The 15,793-nt window shown below is 52.4% G+C and carries 14 protein-coding genes; 10 read left to right on the top strand and 4 right to left on the bottom strand.

Translation table 11 applies throughout. The annotated features are described in order from the left end of the window. Positions 1–34 precede the first annotated feature (34 nt). Positions 35–436, top strand: coding sequence for a hypothetical protein (locus O1V65_RS07710; RefSeq protein WP_017492687.1), 402 nt, complete (start codon positions 35–37; stop codon positions 434–436). Positions 437–460: 24 nt separating this feature from the next. Beyond that, on the top strand, positions 461–844 hold the full coding sequence (locus O1V65_RS07705) for a hypothetical protein (protein WP_165429510.1): 384 nt from the start codon (positions 461–463) through the stop codon (positions 842–844). 55 nt (positions 845–899) lie between these two features. Here O1V65_RS07705 and fucP read toward each other — a convergent pair whose 3' ends face one another. Further along, the gene (gene fucP / locus O1V65_RS07700) at positions 900–2,144 is read right to left on the bottom strand and encodes an L-fucose:H+ symporter permease (protein ID WP_192503699.1); all 1,245 of its coding nucleotides are present in this window, start codon (positions 2,142–2,144) and stop codon (positions 900–902) included. A 471-nt stretch (positions 2,145–2,615) separates the two neighbouring features. Between fucP and O1V65_RS07695 the strand changes: the two genes are divergently transcribed. Continuing rightward, positions 2,616–3,425: a Cof-type HAD-IIB family hydrolase gene (locus tag O1V65_RS07695; RefSeq protein WP_017494168.1), complete on the top strand. Its 810-nt coding sequence runs from the start codon at positions 2,616–2,618 to the stop codon at positions 3,423–3,425. Between the two features lie 129 nt (positions 3,426–3,554). Continuing rightward, positions 3,555–5,249, top strand: a complete 1,695-nt coding sequence (dld, locus tag O1V65_RS07690) for a D-lactate dehydrogenase (protein ID WP_017494169.1) — start codon at positions 3,555–3,557, stop codon at positions 5,247–5,249. Positions 5,250–5,405: 156 nt separating this feature from the next. Here the strand turns inward: dld and ampC are convergent, their stop codons facing one another. Continuing rightward, the gene (ampC, locus tag O1V65_RS07685) at positions 5,406–6,548 is read right to left on the bottom strand and encodes a class C beta-lactamase (protein WP_227955932.1); all 1,143 of its coding nucleotides are present in this window, start codon (positions 6,546–6,548) and stop codon (positions 5,406–5,408) included. Positions 6,549–6,731: 183 nt separating this feature from the next. Beyond that, complete coding sequence (mntR, locus tag O1V65_RS07680; RefSeq protein ID WP_017494171.1) at positions 6,732–7,181, bottom strand: manganese-binding transcriptional regulator MntR; 450 nt, start codon at positions 7,179–7,181, stop codon at positions 6,732–6,734. Between the two features lie 200 nt (positions 7,182–7,381). Here mntR and O1V65_RS07675 point away from each other — a divergent pair, with 200 nt between their 5' ends. Continuing rightward, entirely contained in the window at positions 7,382–7,522 is a 141-nt protein-coding gene (locus O1V65_RS07675) for a hypothetical protein (RefSeq protein ID WP_017494172.1), read from the top strand. Positions 7,523–7,601: 79 nt separating this feature from the next. Here the strand turns inward: O1V65_RS07675 and O1V65_RS07670 are convergent, their stop codons facing one another. Further along, positions 7,602–7,757 carry a TOBE domain-containing protein gene (locus O1V65_RS07670; protein WP_269130520.1) on the bottom strand — a complete coding sequence of 52 codons (156 nt, stop codon included), beginning with the start codon at positions 7,755–7,757 and terminating at the stop codon, positions 7,602–7,604. Positions 7,758–7,874: 117 nt separating this feature from the next. On the opposite strand from O1V65_RS07670, the gene O1V65_RS07665 reads away from it, so the two are divergent. The 5 genes from O1V65_RS07665 to O1V65_RS07645 all read left to right on the top strand — a co-directional run bounded on the left by O1V65_RS07665 (position 7,875) and on the right by O1V65_RS07645 (position 15,791). Then, positions 7,875–9,419, top strand: coding sequence for a DUF2235 domain-containing protein (locus O1V65_RS07665; RefSeq protein WP_269130387.1), 1,545 nt, complete (start codon positions 7,875–7,877; stop codon positions 9,417–9,419). Positions 9,420–9,926: 507 nt separating this feature from the next. Then, complete coding sequence (locus O1V65_RS07660; RefSeq protein WP_017491747.1) at positions 9,927–10,559, top strand: RraA family protein; 633 nt, start codon at positions 9,927–9,929, stop codon at positions 10,557–10,559. A 72-nt stretch (positions 10,560–10,631) separates the two neighbouring features. Beyond that, complete coding sequence (locus tag O1V65_RS07655) at positions 10,632–11,972, top strand: MFS transporter (RefSeq protein WP_017491748.1); 1,341 nt, start codon at positions 10,632–10,634, stop codon at positions 11,970–11,972. 49 nt (positions 11,973–12,021) lie between these two features. Further along, positions 12,022–14,109, top strand: a complete 2,088-nt coding sequence (locus tag O1V65_RS07650) for a hydantoinase/oxoprolinase family protein (protein WP_026110512.1) — start codon at positions 12,022–12,024, stop codon at positions 14,107–14,109. After that, positions 14,109–15,791 carry a hydantoinase B/oxoprolinase family protein gene (locus tag O1V65_RS07645; protein WP_269130386.1) on the top strand — a complete coding sequence of 561 codons (1,683 nt, stop codon included), beginning with the start codon at positions 14,109–14,111 and terminating at the stop codon, positions 15,789–15,791. Before O1V65_RS07650 ends, O1V65_RS07645 begins: the two co-directional genes overlap by 1 nt. Positions 15,792–15,793: the final 2 nt, after the last annotated feature.

Genomic DNA, 15,793 nt, shown 5'->3' with positions numbered 1-15,793 from the left:
ACCCACTAATTTAATAAGCTGATAAGGATTTAAGATGATTATTAATGAAGGGTTATTAACGCATAACTTATTGATTAAGCTTGTTACCGGTTCTCCCTCTGCACGTATTAAAGAAGAAGATAAAGGATTCTTTCTTGAGGGCATGGGGCGAATTTATATGTTCCGGTCCGGCGGAGGGAATGGCATCAGCAAAAGCAACAGATCTGAGCTGCTACGGCAGGAAGAAAATGCGCTAAATAGAAATTTACAGGATGCTGATTATCATCATGAGAACCAAGTGAATAATATTATTCGCCGTTATTCGTCTCATGTCCAATCTAATGAACTTTATAAAAGACTTGATATTGATGCCGAGAAAAACCGCTATCGGCAAGAAAAACAGCAGATTGAAAGTAGAAGCGCTCGGGAAGTTGCTCGAATCAATAATCTGGCATGAAGATGTCAGCCATAAGGACGATAAATGAGTTCGTCAGGTCATCAACAGAATGAACAAGAGAATAATAAGCTTATTAATAATGCGATTCATTGTCTACAGTTCCTGGGGTGTCCTCTTGAGGAGGTCGATACCCAGCACATTACGCTGCCAATAAAAATAGAGTTTCAATATAGTTACGATTTCTATATATCGATCAAAGACACTGCGCTAATAATTAGCGTTGAGTTAAATAAATCCGGGAGCATTGAATATCTTGAGGATGTATTTGGCCATCAGTATGAGTTTGAAGACCTTGGTGAGTATTTTTCGGTGAGCTGTCGGGTGCCGGAGGAGGTGGCATTGAATATTGAGGCTCTGTCTGCTTTATTTATATCAATGAAGAAAAAAGCGGCTATTTTTGTTAATTAACCCTCAGGCAGAAAATGTTGACCCTCGCTGAGAAGGAGGGCCAAAATGAATTCGCTTAGTGAGTTGGCCTGTAGCCTTTGCAGCCATACCAGGCGATGTAGAGGTAGCACACCAGCGGCACAACGAAAGACACCAGCAGTGAAACGTGGTCGGCAACGGCAGCCTGAATGATAGGCATGATTGCGCCGCCGACGATACCCATGCACAGCACGCCTGAAGCACGGCCGGTCAAACCACCCAACTTGTTCAGCGCCAGCGAGAAAATGGTCGGGAACATAATAGAGTTAAACAGGCCAACGCACAGAATCGCCCACATGCTGAAAGTACCTTTGGTGATGATGGCCGAGGCAATCAGCAGAACCACTATCATCGCGTTAAACGCCAGCAGGCGGTTGGCCTTGATTTTGGTCATCAGCACGCTGCCGAGGAAGCGTCCTACCATCGCACCGCCCCAGTAAAGGGAGAGCTTCTGGCTGGCGTCAACCGCAGAAAGAGAGGCAATGTCCGGGCGCTCCAGCAGGCTTATCAGATAGCTACCGATAGACACTTCCGCACCTACGTAAGCAAAGATACCGATCACACCCAACACCAGATGCTTTTTCTTCCACAGGCTGTGGTCTTTACCGTCGTCCTGCTCTTTCTCGTTGCTCAAGACTGGCAGCTTGCTGAATTTAATCACCAGAGCAATCAGGATAAGTACCGCGGTTAGCACCAGATAGGGCATCTGCACCGAAGAGGACTCGCTGGCATAGTAATGCTGAAGTTCACCGGCAGGCAGATGAGAAATCTGGTCAGCGGTCAGCACCACGGCGGAAAGAATAAACATGCCGCCCAGCACCGGACCAATGGTGGTACCCAATGAGTTAAACGCCTGCGTCAGGTTAAGACGGCTGGCTGCGGTATCTGCGCTTCCCAATGAGTTAACGTAAGGGTTTGCCGCAACCTGTAGCAGAGTTAAACCGGAGGCCAGAATGAACAGCGACAGCAGGAACAGCGGATAAGAGCGCAATGACGCCGAAGGATAGAACAGCACGCAGCCCAGTGCGGCAACCAGCAGGCCCATGATGATACCGGCCTTATAGCCAAACTTGCTGACGACTTTACCCGCCGGATAAGACATCACAAAGTAGGCGAAGAAGAAGCTGAACTGAACCAGCGAGGCCTGAACGTAGCTTAATTCGAATAGGGATTTTAAATGTGGAACCAAGATGTCATTCAGTGAGGTAATCAATCCCCACATAAAGAATAGCGCCGTTAGCAGAGCCAGAGGCCCTTTGTAACTTGTAGATTTTTCGTTCATGTAAGTTCCTGTTACTTATGGCTGTCAGATTATTCGCTTTCAATGGCGCCTCTGACTTAGAGATAAAATGCCGATGCGGGGTAATGCATCGTTATCTGACCCTGATGACACTCAAACAGTGCGTCAATAAAGTGACCTGGCGCACATTTTTTTGCGAGCGCAAGATTACATAAACTTTTAACGAAGACAAGCATCGGCAACCTTTGCCAACACTTTAAATAACCTAGGCAAATTTTGAGTCAGGCAATAAGAACAAGCAGTTAACGCCAGTTCTCTGCCTTTGTTTGATAAAGCGTCGGTGGATTAATCACAGTTTTGTGATCTGGATCTCATCGTAAGATTTCGTTGTTACAGGTCAATCGACAGGGTGAACGGTTAGCGGATAATACGTTATCGGCTTAGCTTTAGCGCCAGCGCTGCTGCCAGACAGCCGGCGACGATTCTTTTTTTCTTTTTAAAAACGGAAAATTTATGTCAATTAAACTGATTGCGGTTGATATGGACGGGACCTTTCTCAATGACGATAAGGCCTATGATAAAGCACGTTTTCTCGAGCAGTATGCCGAACTCAAGGCGCGTGACATCCGCTTCGTGGTCGCCAGTGGCAATCAGTTTTATCAGCTGGTGCACTATTTTCCAGAAATTCAGCAGGAGATAGCCTTCGTTGCTGAAAATGGAGCCTATGTGGTGGACGCAGGTGAGGAGATCCACTGTGGCGAGTTTGCCAAAGAGCACGTTGCACGTATTCTCGAGGTGCTGGCAGAGGTTCAAGACATCAATCTGGTGGTGTGCGGTAAAAACAGCGCCTATGCTCATGTCTCAATGAGCGAGGCTATCGTCGAAAAAATGTCGAATCACTATCGTCGCCTGAAAAAGGTGGAAGACTTCTCGACGGTAGAGGACATTATTTTCAAATTTTCATTAAACGTCCCCAATGACGCTATCCCGGCACTGCTTAAGAAACTTGCCGACGAGGTGGGTGATATCTCTCAGCCGGTCGGCAGCGGCTTCGGCTTTATCGACCTGATTATCCCAGGTTTGCACAAGGCCAACGGCCTCAGCCTGCTTCAGGCGCGATGGGGCATTAAAGATCAACACGTCGTGGCCGTTGGCGACAGTGACAACGATATTGAAATGCTGCGCCATGCCGGGTTTGGTTTTGCGATGGCTAACGCCAGCCCGACCGTCGCCTCGGTGGCGGATTATCGGACCGAAAGCAACAACCAACAGGGCGCATTAAACGTTATTGCACGGGTTCTGGACGGAAAATCACCGTTTTAGATTAGAGAAAGTTTTTTGATACTCCTATTCTGCCACTGTCCTCGGGCAGTTTTATAACCACTAAAAAATCAGAATATTTTATTGAATCGTCAGCCGCCGTTCACGCGCGCGGCCAAGGGAGAAAGGCAGATGGAGAAGGGTGTAGCAATTATTCCTCAGTTGCAGCAGATTTTGACCGGCGACCAGTTACTGACCAGTGAAAATGATAAAGCCTATTATACCAAGGGGTTTCGCGTCGGTCAGGGACAGGCGCTTGCCGTAGCCATTCCTGACTCCCTGCTGCAACTTTGGCAGGTACTGAAGCTATGCGTCGCCGCTGACAAAATTATATTGATGCAGGCATCCAACACCGGTGTGACCGGCGGTTCAACCCCAGACGGCAATAATTACGATCGTGACGTCGTTATTGTCAGCACGCGGCGTATAAAAGGTGTGCAGATCATTGATAACGCGCAACAGGTTATTGCTTTCCCCGGAAGCACGCTGACCGAGCTGGAAAAGGCGCTGTTACCGCACCATAAAGAGCCGCACTCCGTGATTGGCTCTTCATGCATTGGCGCCTCGGTGATTGGCGGCGTTTGCAATAATTCTGGCGGTTCGCTCATTCGGCGCGGCCCGGCGTTTACTGAAAAATCCCTTTTCGCGCAGATTAACAACGACGGTAGCCTTTCTCTGGTCAATCATCTGGGCGTATTTCTGGGCAATACGCCAGAAGAGATGATTGCGCGTCTCGAAAATCAGGATTACACCACCGGCACCGCGCCGGACTGGGAAGGGAAAATCTGGGCCGACGATTATGCTGAGGTTATCCGTGACGTCGATGCCAATAGCCCGACGCGCTTTAACGGCAATGCGCAATACCTGCACGACAGTTCGGGCAGCGCGGGAAAGGTAGCGGTGTTTGCGGTTCGGCTTTCTACCTTCGATAAAGGCGACCGCACGCAGACTTTCTATATTGGCACCAACGATGAGCAAGAGCTTGTCGGGCTACGCCGTTATTTGCTGCAAAATCTGCAAGAACTGCCTCAGCAGGCGGAATATATCCACCGCAACGCGTTTGATCTGACGGTGCGTTACTCCAAGCATGTTTATTGGGCAATCGATCGTTTGGGGCCAGAGGCTTTACCGTCTTTAATGGCCGGGAAGGCTAAATGGGACCTGCGGGTGAAAAAGGCCGGTTTCTTACCGCTTAATCTGGTCGATAAAGTGCTGCAAGGGGTAAATAACCTGACGCCGAAGCGCGTGTCGAAACGCATCCTCGACTATCGAGACCAGTTTGAGCATCATCTGATGATAAAAACCGAGGCTCGCCACGCGCCTGAACTGCAGCTTCTGCTGACCTCGTTTTTCGCAGGGAAATCGGGGCAATTTTTTGCCTGCGACTCGCGTGAAGAAAAAGACGCCTTCCTGGTTCGCTTCGGCGTTGGCGGCTGTACGGTTTCGTACTGCGACTATATGGGCATCGACACCAACCAGCGGCTGATGGCGTTTGACGTAGCGCTGCGCCGTAACGATGACCAGTGGCGAATTGTGTTACCCGCACATCTTCAGGCGCAGGTGCTTGAAGACTCCTGCTGCGGGCACTTTTTCTGCTTCGTAAACCATCAGGACTACATCCTCAAGCCTGGCGTAGACCCGGTGACTTTCAAGCATGAGGTGCTGGAGTATCTTGACCGGCGCGGTGCGAAATATCCCGCTGAACACAACGTCGGGCATTTGTACTCTGCCTCCGGTGAATACGAGCAGCACATGCGCGAGCTTGACCCGACCAACAGTTACAATCCAGGGATAGGCAAGACCAGCAGGAAAAAATATTGGCGCTAGGTTGAGGCTTGAGCCCGGCGGTTGAAAGCCTTGAATGCAGAGGGTTCCCTACTAGTGGAAACCCTCTGTACAAAGGCTATTTTCCTTCCCGACGCGCAAAACGCGCGCCTTTGACTTAAATCATTATGTTTTGAATTAAAAACAAATATTCAATGATTAAAAGTCCGGATCGACGGCCTTCATAACCTCGTATGCCGCCTTAACCCTTGCCTCGTTAGGGTAAGACTTATTCGCTAGCACAATGATTGCCATCTTTTTGATAGGAACGAACAGGGCGTAGGTTGAAAATCCGCCGGTAGAGCCGGTCTTGTTGTAGATGGCCTGCTCCAACGGGGGCTGCGGCGGGTTGATGGCCTGAGTCGGCTGGGGCTGGGAAATAATCTGCGAGCCGTTGTTGTCTAACAGGGTTTTCAGCGCTGACGGATAGGCGTAGTTTTCCCACATCATATCCTGCGTAAACTGCCCGACCTGATAGTAACCGCGATGCGTCGCGTCTACCGCTGTCTGCCATTTGGCGTCAATGGGTTGAGTTCGTAGATTTATGTTCAGGTAACGAATCAGGTCCGCCGAGCTGGACTTTATGCCGTAGGCCTCGGCGTCCAATACCCCAGGATTGACGCGCACCGGCTGATTCTGTTTGTTATAGCCCTGAGCATATTCACCCATTTTATCGGCCGGAACCTGCACATAACTATTGTGCATACCTAACGCGGGCAACATACGATTTTGCATGATGTCGGTAAACGGTTGATTAAGGCTCTTGGCCGCTATCATGCCCAGCAATCCAATCCCCATATTCGAATAGATGCGCTGGGTGCCCGCCGGTTGGGCAGGTTTCCACTGCTTAAACCAGGCCATAAGCTGAGCGTTGTTTTTCACGTGGTCTGGCTCGAACAGCGGCAGGCCAGAGGTGTGCGTGGCCAGATTTAGCAACGTTATTTTGTCAAACGCGGTGCCTTGCAACTCAGGGATATAGTGGCTGGCGGCGTCAGAGTAGGAAATTTTGCCCTGCTGTGCGGCCCAGTTGGCCAACGTCGCGGTAAAGGTTTTGCTCAGTGAACCGATTTCAAAAATCGTGTTCTGGCTCACCGCCTTGTGCGTCTCTTTGGACGCAACGCCATAGTTGTAGAATGTATTTTTACCGTTGATGCTCACGGCAATGGCCATACCCGGTATCTGATATTGGGCCATTAACGGCTTGATTATCGAGTCGATTTTATCCTGCTCGGAGGATGCAGCCTGAGCTGAGGCGATAAAGGAAAGGCTCAAAAATGCGATAGCGATAGGCTTGAACGTCATCTCGTTTAAATCCTTATTAACAAAGAGTGGGGTCAGGCGTAGAGGGGGACTATTTTTGCACGAGTTAAATGAAAAGAAACGATAATGGGGCAAACTATTTATGAACCGTGATGGGGGAAGCAGAAATATCAGTAAAAAGTCAGGAAAAATGACAAGTCTTCCTGACTTTTTAGCGGGGGGGGATTATTTCCCGGCGTTTTTCTGTTCCGTAAAACGACGGAACACGTCCAGCGTTTCATCACTGACGTGATGCTCTACGCCTTCGGAGTCCAGCCGCGCCGTTTCAGGGCTTATGCCCAATGCAATAAAGAAGGCCTCAACCACGTTATGGCGTTCACGGTTTTCCGCCGCCAGCTTCTCACCTTCAGGGGTTAAAAACGTGCCGCGATAAGGCAACTGGCGCACTAATCCCGCGCTCGCCAACCTTTTCAGCGTCTTTGCCACCGTGGGCTGAGAAACCCCCAAACGTGCGGCCAAATCGACTTGCCTTGCTTCACCAAATTCCTGAATCAAATCAGAGATAAGCTCGACATAGTCATCCATGAGTTCCCGACGATGCGCCTCGCGCACCTGTAAAAAGCCCTGAGCGTGATCTTCCACATCCAGCAATGGACCTACTTTCTTATTTTTCACAACGCCCGCCTTTTTTCTTGCTCAATGGCTTTTTACTTCACTTCCAGAAGCCACATACCTCGCGACAATGGGAGGCATTGTAAACCAAGTATCTCCAACCACCAATTTTTGCTGACTTTGCTATGGCTAACAAATATAGCCTGTGCTATACCTGTACAATAAACCTTCTTCAGTACGTGGTTATCAAGCAGGAGTCTTTCATGGAACAGAGTCTGAGTTTTTGGAAAGTGTATGACCGTTCACCGTTGCGTTTACGGCTCTTCTTACTGCAGATGATTCAGGATTGGCTAGCGGAAAAACGCCATCAGCAGGACAACGATAAGCCGAAGAAAGCTGACTGAACATAGTGAGACTGATTAACGCTAACGCCTTAAGGGAACTAGCGTTTAAGCATAATCAGTGTGCCATCACCTTTAATGCTTAAACGTTGTGCGGTTGCCATGACAGCATGACGTCGCTATCCGCTGTCCATCCGGCTTTTACGTGGGTAACAGGCATCTTAAGCATCAAATTCCCCTGACTCAAAACCTCGATCATCATCCGCACGCGATCCCCCAAACAGACAAACTGCTGAATTCCTGAATTGAATCATTTTTATATGTCGATTAAGACTTTGCACCCTGAAGGTAACAGGCTAGGTTTAAACTGGTTTCCTATGGTTTCTAAGTCAAAAGGGATGAGGTGAAAACCTTTATGCATCTGATTATTTTCTGTGACGGTACCTGGAATACTCCCGAGCAAACCGACGGCGGTATATCTGTTCCCACTAACGTGGTTAAAATGCGTAACGCGCTCGAAAAAACCGATAAAGAGGGGCTTGAGCAGCGGGCTTACTATCATCCCGGCGTCGGCACCAAAGGGGGCGCAATACGTCGCATTATTGACGGCATCGTCGGTGACGGGTTGGATAAAAACATCATGAGTGCCTACTGCTGGCTGGCCAAAAATTACCAGGTTGGTGCCACCATCTGGCTGTTTGGCTTCAGCCGTGGGGCCTTTACCGTGCGTAGCCTTGGTGGCATGATTTCACACTGTGGGCTGCTCGACCTGCGCTCGCATCCGCTAAGTGAGAAGGAAACCTGGTCAGCGGTTCAGGATGTTTTTAACTGCTACCGTGCGCAAAAAACGGTCATCGCCAGTGAAGAGCGCGCCTTTCACTACGTCACGCCCGGCCAGTCCTGTAGCCACACCGTACCGATAAACTTTATTGGCGTATGGGACACGGTTGGGGCATTAGGGATCCCGGAAGACGTGGCGTTTCTGAGTCTACTAAACGGCAGCTCGCGCTATAAATTCCACGATACCAGCCTGAGTCCGATGGTTAAAACGGCGCGTCACGCCATCTCCATCGATGAAAAGCGGCAAACTTTTATGCCCACGCTGTGGACCGGCGTTGATCCAACGCGGGACGTTAAGCAGATTTGGTTCCCCGGCGTGCATGCGGACGTGGGCGGAGGCTACGTGCAGCATGGATTATCCGATGGCGCATTGCGCTGGATGATAGAGCAGGCCGAAGCCGAAGGGCTGAGGTTTAGGGAGACTTCACTCGCTCAGATAGTTCCCGACTCCCTCGACCAGCAGCATGATTCCGCGATTGGAGTATTCAAAGATCTCAAGACCCGCCCGCGCAACGTGCCTTTTTTCAGCGACGAGAACCCCTCGTTGCATCAGTCTGCGCTCGACAGGCATCGCAACCCACCTTTGACTCAGCGTGACTATTGGCAGGGGCAAGCGCTGAAGAAAGAGCAATCAATCGGCGTTGAGGTTTTCGCACATGAATTCTGGAATTTTACCGGGTTTTATTTGCAGGCGGGCGTGACGTACGAGTTTCATGCCACGGGTGAGTGGCTCGACGGTCATATTAACTGCGGGCCGAAAGGCACTCGCGACGGTAAATTCCATTTCGGCAAAATTCCGCAGGCTTTGTCGTCACTGTTGGGCAAATTTGAGCTGCTCTACAGCAAGATGACCGGCAACTATCAGGCCGATTTCTGGCTCACCAAGCGCGAAGAACGTATTGGCTGGTTTGTGCTGACGGGCATGGTCGCCAACGATTATCTGCCGGACGCGACCCCGAAGCATAAAAATGACTTTTTGCCCCACGAGGTGTTCCAGATAGGTGAAAGGCAAGTCTTCACACCGAAGGCCAGCGGCTACTTGTATGCTTTTGCCAACGATGCCTGGCAGGCGTACGGCAATAATCGCGGCAGCGTAAAACTGACGGTTAGCCGCAGATAGATTTTACGATTTCCCTGTTACTGCAAAAAAATCCCCCTATCAAAGCCAGACAGGCTCATTCTCACGGCGCACCAATTCTGTGCGCCGCACCACAAAATATAAAATTGCTTATCCCCTGTTATAAGGGATTATTTTACCCCTCAAATTTATTCTGCACTTGCACAGTGCGGATGCTGATATTCATTGGTTATTTTGCACCAAAACAATGATTTATTTCATGCCAATTCTTATCTAGCCATAAGAAAATTGAATGGCTGCTGATATTTGACTTAATAATGTTATCTTCATCACAAATATCATGCTTGTATAATAAGTTAACTTAATGATTTTAATCAATTTTATAATTAATTTTAATTCTCTTGTTTTGTGTTTTTTAGCCTCTTAAATAGCCCTTCCTGACCCTTTGGTTCAGAAAAAAAACGTTGAACATTTAATTTTTAAAATGATAAAACATTCTCATTCGAGAATTACTTTTCATTTTTACTCCCTACATTGAGGTCTGAGAAAATGGCATTAGAAACAGCAGAAGTTCGTATTGCTCCACGCTGGAAACGTCCCTCAAAAGAGTGGCTCGATGCTTTCGCCGCTTTTCCTGTTGCCAATATCGGCGACGCCATGGAACGCCTGAGTATGTGTGACGCAGGGATTATTCCCCTGACCAATCACACCGCCTTTACCGGTTTTGCATTTCCGGTACAGGTTACGGCGGGCGATAACGCGGCGGTGATCATTGCTCTCGACTACATCGAAGAGGGCGACGTGATGATGATCAACGGCATGGGGCACATCGACCGTGCTCTGGTGGGCGAGCAGTTGACCCAGCGCTTTCAACACGCCGGAGCACGCGGTCAGGTTATCGACGGTGCAGTGCGCGACAAAAAAATTATTGAATCAACTGATTTCCCAACCTACTCACGTGGCACGAGTCCTGCAGGGCCTTACAAGAATGGTCCGGGCGTGATAGGCGAACCGGTTGCCATCGGCGGCGTGGTTTGCTGTGCGGGCGACATCGTCGTTGCCGACGACGACGGCATCATCATTATTCCTTTCTGGAGAGCAGAGGACGTCCTGGAGAAAGTCAAGGAAGTGGCAAAACGTGAAGCCGAGATGACCGCAGAAGTCACCGGACAATACCGCTAAATCACAGCGCACAAGACCGGCCCAGCCACCGTTTTGGGCCGGATTTCATCACTACTTTAGCAGGGCAGAACAATGAATAAATCTCAGGTTGCATCGATGGATTACGCTTTGCCGGCGAGAGACTCGGCAAAAAACAATATCGTCAAACGTGCTTCACTGGCGGGCGGCGTGGGATCCTTTGTTGAGTGGTATGACTACGGCATTTACGGTCTTCTGGTGAGTACGCTGGTGCTAGTGTTTTCCGCCAGCAGCATGAACACCTCTGACGCGGGGCTAATGCTGACCTACGTGGGCTTTACGGTCAGTTTCGTTGTTCGTCCTTTCGGTGGCGTAATTTGTGGATACCTGGGCGATAAAATGGGCCGCCAGAAATTACTCGCCATCCTGCTGTTGATGATTTCACTGGCCACGGCGGCCATCGGCCTGTTGCCAAGCTATGAAAGCATCGGCTGGGCAGCGCCTGCCTTGCTGATTTTACTGCGCGTGGTACAGGGTTTCTCGGCAGGAGGAGAAGTCTCGGGTGCCGGCTCCTTTGTGGCGGAATATGCCGAAGATGACCGCCGTGCGGTCGTCATGTCGCCGCTGGTGATGGGGTCGTTCATCGCCTTGTTGTTCGGTAGCCTGTTAATAAGCGGCCTGATTAATATTTACGGCGCCCAGGCGATGAGGGACTGGGTATGGCGCGTGCCGTTCCTGTTGGCTATCCCGATGGCACTGATCGGCGTTTATATCCGCACCCGCATTCAAGATACCCCTCATTTTCAGATGGTTAAGCAGAATAAAGCGGTAGTGCGCAACCCAATCCGCGAAGTGCTGACCTCTAAACGTCATCTCAAGGCTATCGCGTTGGCGGTGACCTTACCGGCCGTCAACGGACCCGGCTACTACGTGCTGTTCGTTTATATGCCGACCTATCTCAACAAGGTGATGCATTTCGCTCAGATACAGAGCCTGATGGTCACCGCCTGTGGCCTGCTGACCATTATCGGCGCTATCCCGATGATGGCCTGGCTCTCCGACCGTCTTGGCCGTAAGCCACTGCTGATTGCCTCGGCGATAGCGATGGCCCTGCTGGCTTATCCGTGCTTTTGGCTGCTGACGCTGGGCATGATGCCGCTGGCCTGTATGGCCGCGATTCTGCTGGCCTTTGCCTTCGCCGGTCATGCGGCGGTCATTCAGGCCACGCTTGCCGAAATGTTCCCAACTAACGTGCGCTACAGCGCCTACAGCATCGGCTTCAATCTTTCTACGGTGATTTTTGGAGGCTCTGCGCCGCTGCTGATGACCTGGCTCATCGGCCTCACCGGTATCGCCAGCATCCCGAGCTACATGGTTATTATCACCGCGATGCTGACCCTGATTAGTACCTTATATCTCAAAGAAACTGCCGGTAAGCCGCTGCGTGCGGAGTAACGGACCCCGAATGCGTTATCAGAGCAACTGAACATCTGTCGAGGTAATTATGAAACACACGTCAACATGGCGAATGGGATTTGATATTGGCGGCACGTTTACAGATCTGGTGCTGCTAAACGACGAAACAGGCGTCGCGCTTCGTCATAAAACGTTGACTACGCCGCACGATCCGTCCGAGGGGGCTTATACCGGTCTGACTCAGTTGGTCGAGATGGCAGGGCTTGAGGCCAGCGAGATCCAGACGATTACTCACGGGACTACGCTTGCGATTAACGCACTGCTGGAAAGACGCGGCGCGAAAACCGCCTTCGTCGTCACCCAAGGTTTTCGTGATGTTCTGGTGCTGGGGCGTGAATATCGCTATGACATTTATGACCTTAACGGTGCACCTGCCGCGCCGTTAATCCCCCGTTCACAGGCCTATGAAATCAATGAACGCCTGACCAGTAAAGGTGACGTTGTCACACCGTTGGACGAGCAGGAAGTGGTCACGTTGGCGGCAAAACTGCGCGATGAGGGCTACGAGGCCGTGGCCGTGCTCTGTATGCATGCCTACGCCTGGCCCGAACATGAGAATCGCATCGAAGCCATTTTGAGTCGCGAACTGCCGGGGGTTTCAATTTCGGTGTCGCACAAAGTTTCCCGCGAAATTCGCGAATATGACCGTGGCGTGTTGACCGCCATGAACGCCTTCGTGCAGCCCAAAGCTCGCAACTACATGGCGCGTCTTGAGCAGAAGCTGCGCGACGGCGGTTTCATTTGCGACTGGCTGGTGATGGGCTCCAACGGTGGCCTGATGGCTCCGCAGGTCGCGGCGGACTTTCCCACCCGCATCATCGAGTCCGGTCCTGCGGGGGGTATCGTGGCTACCGCCGCGTTTGCCCGTAAGAACGGTCACAGCCAGGTGCTGGCATTTGATATGGGCGGCACCACGGCGAAGGCCTGCGTTGTGCGCAACGGCGAACCTTCCATTACGACCGACTATGAGGTCGGGCGCGCCGACCGTCTGTTGAAAGGCAGCGGGTTGCCGGTGAAACTGCCGGTGGTCGACATGATTGAAATCGGTGCGGGCGGCGGCAGTATTGCGCGCGTTGATTCGCTCGGCCTGCTGGAAATAGGTCCCGAAAGCGCCAGTGCCTACCCAGGGCCGGCCTGCTATGGACGTGGCGGCGAGTTGCCTACCGTTACCGACGCCAATCTGGTCCTCGGCCTGCTTGACCCAGACGCCTTCCTCGGTGGGCGGATGACCCTCGACGTTGCTGCCGCCCGCAAGGCTATTTCGCGTATTGCCGAGCCTTTGGGCCTGAGCATCGAAGACGCGGCGTGGGGCATTCACGAAGTGGCCAACAGCAAAATGGCCGAGGCGCTGCGCACGCACTCCGTTGAGAAAAACGTCAGCCCGCACCAGATGACCATGCTGGCCTTTGGTGGCGCAGGCCCGAGCCACGCCTGGTCACTTGCCAAGATTCTGAGCGTTAAAAAGGTCTATTTCCCGAATGGTGCTGGCGTGTATTCCGCCTTTGGACTGCTGACTGCACCGCCGAGCGCCGACTTCGTGCGCAGCGATCGCTGCCGTCTACAGCCCGGTATCGACATGGCGGCCGTGCATCGTACTTTCGCCGAAGGGTTTGATGAAGCCTTTACCACACTGGCCGCAGCCAACGTAGAACCGGCTACCGCCAGCACGCAAAAACTGGCCGACGTGCGCTACGTCGGACAAGGCTCGGAGCTGACCGTCAGCCTGCCGGGATCCTTTATCGAACAGGGTGACGTTGACGCACTGATTGCCGCCTTCGAAGACGCCCATTTTGCTCGCTTTGGCCGTACGCTGAAAGGACAGGGCGTGGAAGTGGTCAACTGGCGTGGCCGCGTTCAAACCACGCCACCGCAGATGAATACCAGCGACAAGCAGGCTCAGCCAGACGAGGGCGCGCAGGAGAAAACCCTTGCCGTTTATCTGGGCCGCGACGAAGGGTTCAGCGATTGTCGCGTCGTGCCGCGTAGCCTAATGGTCACTCATGCCTGGATTGATGGCCCTGCATTATTGCAGGAGAAAGAGTGTGCGATTTATGTCGGACCCGGTGCGTCCGCCATGCTTGATGAACAAGGCAATATTCTGATGGAGCTGAAATAATGACGACCTCAACCCCTGATAACCTGCGTTTTCTGAATGACCCGATCAGCCTGAGGATCACCTGGGACCGTCTGGTCAGTATCTCTGAGGAGGCGGCCGCGACGCTGGTCAACATGGCCTTCTCAAGCATTATTCGTGAGGTAGGCGACTATTCTTGCCTGCTGATGGACGCCAAAGGCAATTCGCTGGCGCAGCCAAAAACCAGCGTTCCGGTGTTTATCGGGACCTTACCGGCGACGGTGCGTCATCTGCTGGCGAAATATCCGGCCGAGACGCTCAAGCCGGGCGACAGCCTGATTACCAATGATCCCTGGCTGGGAACCGGCCACCTGAACGACGTCACCATTGTCACGCCGGTGTTCCGCGACGGTAAACTGGTGGCGTTCACCGGCTCGGCGGCACACATGTCCGACATCGGCGGCTCGCTGAATATGGGCTCGTCGCGCGACATGTTTGAAGAGGGCTTCCTGATCCCGCCAAGCAAACTGATGCTCGAGGGCGAGGTGAATCAGCAGCTGCTGGACCTGCTGCTGGCTAACGTGCGCTCACCGGATCAGGTGGAGGGCGACCTGCACGCAATGCTTGCTGCCAACCAGATTGGTGCCAACGGCCTGCTAGGCCTGATGGATGACCTGAAGCTCGACTCGGTAGAGCCGCTGGCGGAGAAAATCCATTCCCTGACTGAAAACGCGATGCGCAAGGCGATTGAGGCGGTGCCGGACGGACGTTATGAGGCGGCGGTCGATATTGGCGATTACGAAGGCGACATTCACCTTAACGTGGCGGTGATTGTCGACGGCAGCAACATCACGATTGACTACGCCGGTTCGTCCGCCGAATCCCTGTTTGGCAGCAACTGCCCGATGTCGTTTACCTACGCCTACAGCGTTTATCCGCTGAAGTGCCTGCTGGAGCCGCATCTGCCGAACAACGAAGGCTGCTTTAAGTCGATCACCGTGACCGCGCCGGTAGGTTCTATCGCTAACGCCCGTCCGCCGTGCGCGGTGGAAATGCGTAACCGCGTAGGACACATGGCGCACGCCGCCATCTTTACCGCGCTTTCAGAAATCATGCCCGAGCGCGTGATGGGCCATTCCGGCAGTGCGCCGGTGACCTGTGACGTTTTCGCCGGTCAGTTTGACGACGGCCGCCGCTTTGTTGAAAGCCTTTGCGTTAACGGCGGTACTGGCGCGCGGCCTTCTGCCGACGGAATCGTGACCGGTTTTCCGGGCAACATGTCATCGACGCCGGTCGAGCTTATCGAGTCCGCGACGCCGCTGCTGTTTACCGAAAAATCCATCGTGCCGGACTCCGGAGGCGCAGGTCGCTATCGCGGCGGCGTGGCCCAGCGCATGGTGATCCGCAACACCAGCAAATTCCCACTCTCGCACAGCATGTTCTATTCGCGTCAAAAGCATCCGGCGCAGGGCGTACTGGGCGGTGAAGCAGGTGCGCCTAACTTTATTGCCATCAACGGCAAACAGCTGGAAAAACCGGTCGGTCGTCACGACGTGTTCCCGGGGGATGAGGTCACGATTCAGATGCCAGGCGGCGGCGGTAAAAGCCCGGTTGCTGAACGCAGCAAAGCGGCCATTCTGTTTGATTTGCAGGAAGGCTACATCACCGAAGAAGGCGCACTGCGCGACTACGACGTCACTATCGAAGAATTGGCAAGGGGCTGAAC

Origin of the sequence: Rouxiella badensis, from assembly GCF_026967515.2 — a bacterium.
Lineage (GTDB): Bacteria > Pseudomonadota > Gammaproteobacteria > Enterobacterales > Enterobacteriaceae > Rouxiella > Rouxiella badensis.
The sequence above is the reverse complement of the archived record's forward strand: the minus strand, read 5'-3'. Positions and strand labels throughout refer to the sequence as shown.

What these genes read in the sequence shown, in the direction of transcription:
- O1V65_RS07645 (WP_269130386.1), top strand. Translation starts at nt 14,109, where the DNA reads ATGACGACCTCAACCCCTGATAACCTGCGTTTTCTGAATGACCCGATC.
- O1V65_RS07665 (WP_269130387.1), top strand. Translation starts at nt 7,875, where the DNA reads ATGCATCTGATTATTTTCTGTGACGGTACCTGGAATACTCCCGAGCAA.
- ampC (WP_227955932.1), bottom strand. Translation starts at nt 6,548, where the DNA reads ATGACGTTCAAGCCTATCGCTATCGCATTTTTGAGCCTTTCCTTTATC.
- O1V65_RS07650 (WP_026110512.1), top strand. Translation starts at nt 12,022, where the DNA reads ATGAAACACACGTCAACATGGCGAATGGGATTTGATATTGGCGGCACG.
- fucP (WP_192503699.1), bottom strand. Translation starts at nt 2,144, where the DNA reads ATGAACGAAAAATCTACAAGTTACAAAGGGCCTCTGGCTCTGCTAACG.
- O1V65_RS07675 (WP_017494172.1), top strand. Translation starts at nt 7,382, where the DNA reads ATGGAACAGAGTCTGAGTTTTTGGAAAGTGTATGACCGTTCACCGTTG.
- O1V65_RS07710 (WP_017492687.1), top strand. Translation starts at nt 35, where the DNA reads ATGATTATTAATGAAGGGTTATTAACGCATAACTTATTGATTAAGCTT.
- O1V65_RS07660 (WP_017491747.1), top strand. Translation starts at nt 9,927, where the DNA reads ATGGCATTAGAAACAGCAGAAGTTCGTATTGCTCCACGCTGGAAACGT.
- O1V65_RS07655 (WP_017491748.1), top strand. Translation starts at nt 10,632, where the DNA reads ATGAATAAATCTCAGGTTGCATCGATGGATTACGCTTTGCCGGCGAGA.
- O1V65_RS07695 (WP_017494168.1), top strand. Translation starts at nt 2,616, where the DNA reads ATGTCAATTAAACTGATTGCGGTTGATATGGACGGGACCTTTCTCAAT.
- dld (WP_017494169.1), top strand. Translation starts at nt 3,555, where the DNA reads ATGGAGAAGGGTGTAGCAATTATTCCTCAGTTGCAGCAGATTTTGACC.
- O1V65_RS07705 (WP_165429510.1), top strand. Translation starts at nt 461, where the DNA reads ATGAGTTCGTCAGGTCATCAACAGAATGAACAAGAGAATAATAAGCTT.